2 protein-coding genes are annotated in these 3,946 nt (G+C 47.9%); both read left to right on the top strand.

What is annotated here, in order from left to right; translation table 11 throughout:
• The first annotated feature begins 987 nt into the window (after positions 1 to 987).
• The gene (locus LC431_RS26120; RefSeq protein WP_223510477.1) at positions 988 to 1,695 is read left to right on the top strand and encodes a GNAT family N-acetyltransferase; all 708 of its coding nucleotides are present in this window, start codon (positions 988 to 990) and stop codon (positions 1,693 to 1,695) included.
• 421 nt (positions 1,696 to 2,116) lie between these two features.
• Complete coding sequence (gene dauA, locus LC431_RS26115; protein WP_013575582.1) at positions 2,117 to 3,784, top strand: C4-dicarboxylic acid transporter DauA; 1,668 nt, start codon at positions 2,117 to 2,119, stop codon at positions 3,782 to 3,784.
• Positions 3,785 to 3,946 lie beyond the last annotated feature (162 nt).

The raw sequence follows: 3,946 nt of genomic DNA, 5'->3' as shown, positions 1-3,946 counted from the left end.
TACAGCAACGCAGCGATGCTAAAACTGCCCTCGAGACGTGAGCGTGAATATGTCAGGGAAGTGAGAGAAAAAAGGTCGAAATATCCCTTAAAAAACAATGCCGGTCACCTTAAGTGACCGGCATTAGCCGCACAAGGCTCCTTTTAATTGTGAGAAGGTTAAAGATTTTGATATACCAATAATATTACCACTGTCCAAATATTCGACTGAATGAGACTTATTCGTACGGCAGAGCAATAAATAAAAATATGATAGAAAATAAAAAAAAAGCGCTGATACATCAGGCTATCAGCGCCAAAAACTTCATTATTTATACTACTGCATCCAGACGTTCCTGAACTTAATAAGCATAGTCTACATTTTAATAATTTGTATGCCTCATTTTCATTATCCTGATCAATTTAATTATTTAGCCCTGTCAACATGTCATTACGCGGAAAACTCAAAAAACGAATACAAATAATTTACGCAAATCATAAAAACCTAAAAATAACATGATGAAACCAGAATAAAGCAGAGGGAAATTATAATAAAACGAGGAATAACAACGTCATTTAACATTAGCCTGCTAGTCACAACATCAATACATCCCTGTGATTTGGCGCACTATTTTGAATAGTACCCGATAACACCGTGAAAATTAAAGTACATATAAATCAAACTATTGAGTTTGATTTGTGATAATTAATGAATTTCGACCTAAGGTAAATTATTTTTTTACCGATAAATATTTCAGCTACAATGCACCCACACCAGGGAATGCTAAAATAATATAAGAAAACATATGGATATGTTAAATAAGGATTTTATTATGTTAACCAAACTGACTTTCAGAAATCTTTCAAAAAGAATGTATGGCGTTCCAGATTTATCGTATTGATTATTATCATCACTGGTGTGTCACTTTGCTGTATTCAGGTTGAGTTCATTTTGTCTACTGTCACCCGGCGACACTTTTATAAATTTAACCACGCATGAAGGTTTATAATGACGGAAGTAAATGTTTACGGACAAGAATTGGGTCAATCACTCCCCGACTGGCAGCCACGCTCGCTCCCGCAAAAAGTTATACTTAGGGGGAAATATTGTCTGCTTGAGCCTATTGATCTCAAACATAGCCGGGATTTATTTGACGCCTGGCACAGTATCGATGACGAACGTGACTGGACATACTTTCATATTAAACGCCCCATCACGATCAGACAGTGCGATCACTATATCGCCTCACTTTCCGCAAGCAAAGATCCGCTTTTTTACGCGGTGATTAATTTGTCCACGGGTAAGGCCACGGGCTTTCTCGCGTTGCAACGAATGGACCCTGATAACGGATCTGTAGAAATTGGCTGGGTTAACTGGTCACCACTTATGAAACGGACCTTGTGCAGCACAGAAGCCATATTTCTTTTACTCTCTTACACCCTGGAAACACTCCAGTATCGCCGGTGCGGTTGGAAATGTGACAGCCTGCATCAGGCCGCCATCAGTGCGGCTGAAAGACTTGGATTTACCTATGAAGGTACGCTCAGACGGACACAAGTCTCGAAGGGGCATAGCCGTGACATCCGCTGGTACTCCATTATTAACGAGGAGTGGGATGGGATCCGTCGGGCCATGGAAAGTTGGTTAAGCCCTTCCAACCTTGATGACCGAGGAAAGCAAAAGTATCCGCTGGCAGAGTTTATGCCTCACCCGTAGCAGGTAAATGGGGAGAGACCAAAACCAATCCTGATGCAGACTATAGCCTTCGTCTGCATCGGGCGTTTTTCGTGTAGATCCGCTGATTCATCAGCTGCCTATCCGGTTGCCGGGATTATTTTTAACTACATCATTACCGTATGTCCGGCACAGATAAATGCATCCTCCCGGGCTTTTTCAGGCTGATTTCGGGTATTAAGTTAAATACAGATGATGAATGCCATAATTATATTCACGCATGAAATATCTGGCGGCACATCACATGGCGAACAATTACACTATAAGGGCGGCAACACGCCTTTGTGTAAGCAAGGCTTGATTTATGTCTACGCGTAGTGGCCCTGAAAGGCGTAGGCTACCGTTTTTCCGGTGAAGGAATACCGGGTTAATATCCATTCTTCTGTCAGGTGATTTACATCCTATGAATACTTCAGGAAGACGCCATATCAGGCCTTTCAGCGCACTGATAGACGCCTGTTTTCGTGAAAAATATACGCTTCAACGCTTACTCAAAGATGCCATTGCTGGCGTCACCGTGGGGATCATCGCCATCCCGCTGGCCATGGCGCTGGCCATTGGCAGCGGTGTACCGCCGCAATACGGGCTGTATACGTCGGCCATTGCCGGGATTGTCATCGCTGTTTTCGGAGGATCACGTTTCAGTGTTTCCGGCCCGACGGCGGCGTTTGTTGTCATTCTCTATCCAGTCTCACAACAGTTCGGTTTGTCCGGTTTATTGCTGGCTACGCTGATGTCTGGTTTTATGCTCCTCTTCATGGGGCTGGCGCGATTTGGCCGGTTGATCGAATACATACCGCTGCCTGTCACGCTCGGCTTTACGTCCGGTATTGCGATCACCATCGGCACCATGCAATTTAAAGATTTCTTTGGCCTGACGATGGCAACGGTGCCGGAACATTATCTGAGTAAAGTTGCGGCGCTGGTCATGGCGCTGCCAACGCTGGATATCGGCGATGCCGCGATAGGGATCGTGACGCTCGGTATATTAATCCTCTGGCCAAAACTGGGATTGCGCGTGCCCGGCCATCTTCCGGCTCTGCTGGCGGGTTGCGCGGTGATGGCCATTTTCATGCAGGCAGGACACCCTGTCGCCACCATAGGTTCACGCTTTCACTTCCTGCTGCCTGACGGTTCGCAGGGCAACGGCATTCCGCCTATTTTGCCGCAATTCGCCCTGCCGTGGACTCAATCCGATGGCAGCGGACTGAGCTGGTCTCTGGTGCAGGCGCTGCTGCCCGCTGCGTTTTCCATGGCAATGCTGGGCGCAATTGAATCGTTGCTCTGCGCCGTGGTTCTCGATGGTATGACCGGCAAAAAACACCATTCGGATAACGAACTGATCGGTCAGGGTATCGGCAACATGGTTAGCCCTTTCTTTGGCGGCATCACCGCTACAGCGGCGATTGCGCGCTCCGCGGCTAACGTTCGCGCCGGTGCAACATCTCCGGTCTCGGCCATTATTCACTCGCTGCTGGTGATCCTCGCCCTGCTCATTCTCGCACCGTTGCTTTCATGGCTGCCGCTGGCGGCGATGGCGGCGTTATTGCTGATGGTGGCGTGGAATATGAGCGAAGCGCATAAAGTGGTGGATTTACTGCGCCGTGCACCGAAAGACGACATTATGGTGATGCTGACCTGCATGAGCCTGACGGTACTGTTCGACATGGTGATTGCGATTACCGCAGGTATCGTGATGGCGTCGCTGCTGTTTATGCGCCGTATCGCCAAACTCACCCGCCTGACGGAAGTGATGGCCGACATACCGGAAGATACGCTGGTGCTGCGTATCAATGGCCCGCTGTTCTTTGCTGCGGCGGAACGTATCTTCAGTGAATTGCAGGTGCGCAGCGAAGGCAAGAAAGTGATCATTCTGGTATGGGATCGCGTTGCCGTACTCGATGCCGGTGGCGTCAGTGCATTACGCAACTTCATCAATACCTTGCCGGAAGGCACAGAACTGCGAATCGCTGAGATCCCTTTCCAGCCGCTGAAAACCCTGGCCCGCGCCAGAATGCAGCCGGTGGAAGGCAAACTGAGTTTCCACAGTTCTTTGCACGACGCGTTATAAACCTGCGCGGTAAACGGAAAAGGCGACCCGGAGGTTAATGCCGATCGTTTAAGGATCAGTTGACCGATCCGGTGGCTCGTGTAAAAAGGGTTCATGCTCATCATGGACCCTTTTTAAATGGAACTTTCACAAGCTCTCGGTATTATCAATCTTACTGCCCCC

The organism is Rahnella sp. GSA61A (genome assembly GCF_019969905.1).
Taxonomy (GTDB): domain Bacteria; phylum Pseudomonadota; class Gammaproteobacteria; order Enterobacterales; family Enterobacteriaceae; genus Rahnella; species Rahnella aceris.
The sequence above is the reverse complement of the archived record's forward strand: the minus strand, read 5'-3'. Positions and strand labels throughout refer to the sequence as shown.

Bases quoted from the DNA above. Each gene is read 5' to 3' on its own strand.
- LC431_RS26120 (WP_223510477.1), top strand. From the start codon at position 988: ATGACGGAAGTAAATGTTTACGGACAAGAATTGGGTCAATCACTCCCC.
- dauA (WP_013575582.1), top strand. From the start codon at position 2,117: ATGAATACTTCAGGAAGACGCCATATCAGGCCTTTCAGCGCACTGATA.